This window comes from Streptomyces sp. NPDC059142 (genome assembly GCF_042755665.1).
In the GTDB taxonomy this organism is placed as follows: Bacteria; Actinomycetota; Actinomycetes; order Streptomycetales; family Streptomycetaceae; genus Streptomyces.
The window spans coordinates 25,992-27,637 of sequence record NZ_JBHZDA010000096.1 but is presented as its reverse complement, the minus strand read 5'-3'; the positions used below and the strand labels follow the sequence as shown (position 1 = coordinate 27,637).

At 77.6% G+C, this 1,646-nt stretch carries 1 protein-coding gene; it reads left to right on the top strand.

What is annotated here, in order from left to right:
• Window positions 1-1,523, top strand: a 1,523-nt coding sequence (locus tag ACFXPK_RS27030) for an SUKH-4 family immunity protein (RefSeq protein ID WP_385079471.1), incomplete at its 5' end; no start/stop codon positions are given.
• Window positions 1,524-1,646: the final 123 nt, after the last annotated feature.

The following is a 1,646-nucleotide window of genomic DNA, read 5'->3' as shown; positions in this document are numbered from 1 at the left end:
GGGGCGGGGGCGCCGGGGCGGTACCGCCGCCGCCCGGGGCGCCCGGCGTGCCCGGGGCGACCCCGCCCGCCGCTCCGTCGGGACCCGGTACGCCCGGCGCCCCGGCGGGTGGCTACCTGCCGACACAGTTGGCGCCGAGCATCGGCTCCTCCGTGCCCCGGCCGCCCGGCCCGCCACCGGCCGCGCCCGGCGCTCCCGGTACGCCGCCCGGCACCCCGCCGGGCGGGGTGCACCACGCCGCCACGATGTTCGCCGACCCGAGCCAGGGCCAGGGCATCCCCGGCGCCCGGCCCCCGGGGCCCCCGAACGCCCCGGGCGCCCCGCCGAACGCCCCCGGGACGCCGCCCGGCGGTGTCCACCACGCCGCGACCATGCTGGCGGGACCGGGCCAGACCGGCGGCGGTCCCGTACCGCCGCCGTCGGCCCCCCGGCCGCCCGGCCCGCCCGGTCAGCCCCCGGGCATGCCGCCAGGGGCCCCCGGAGCCCCCGGCGTCCCCGGCGGCACCGGGTCCGTCCCCCCGTACGGGTATCCGCCGCAGCCCTCGGGGCTGCCGACCGTCGGCCCCGGCTACCAGGCCGTACTGCGCTACCGCGCACCCGACGGCTCCGAGGCGCAGATCATCCGGCGCTCCGCACCCGGCACCCCGCACCCCGAGTGGCAGATCCTGCACGAGCTGCGCGCGATGAACGTGCCGCCGCAGCAGGTGCTCGAACTCCACACGGAGCTGGAGTCGTGCGAGCTGCCCGGCGGCTACTGCGCGCGGATGATCCGGGAGACCTGGCCGCAGGTGCGGATCACCAGCGTCGCCCCGTACGGCCAGGACCACGCCAGCCGGCAGCAGGGCATGCAGCATCTCCTCACCCACCAGGGCGAGTTGCACCAGGTCGCCGACGGCCCCGCGCGCCCCGCGCCGGTCCGGGCGCCGCTGCCGCAGGTGGCGCCCGCGCCGCCGGTGCCGCCCGAGGGGATCGCGCAGGAGCTGGCGGCGGCGTTCGGCCCGCAGGGCATCTGCCGGTTCGACCAGCGCGCCGTGTCCCGGCAGGGCGTGCCCGACCTGGTGGCGCGCACCCTGGTGTGGGCGGGGCTGCCGGCCGACTTCGGGCCGTTCTTCTGGGCGCAGCCCCCGCAGCCGGTGGTGCCGACGCTCGCCGAACTGGCCGCGCAGCGGCAGGTTCCGGCCGCCGCGGACGCGGGCTCGTACCTGGTGATGGGGAGCGATTTCGGACGGGCGCTCTGCGTCCAGTACGGTACGGCGCACATCATGGCCGTACCGGTCGAGGCGGGTCCCGGCGGGCAGTCGGCGGCACCGCAGTTCGTGAACACCGGACTGCCGGAGTTCACCCGCTCGCTGGCGCTGCTGGGACGGATGTGGCGGCTGCGCTTCGGGCTGACCCCGGAGCAGGCGGGCCGCTGGACCGTCGACTTCCAGGCACAGTTGGCGGCGCTTGACCCGGCGGCGCTGTCGTCGCCGGAGAACTGGTGGTCGGTGTTGCTGGAGCAGATGTGGGACGGATTGCTGTGACGGTTCGTTAGAACACACGCGTCGGTACGGATGACCGAGGCGCCGCCCCCCCCCCCGGGGGGGCCCCGCGCGAGCCCCCCCCCGGGGGTGTGCAGGGGCTTATAAAAAAAAAACAACCCCCCC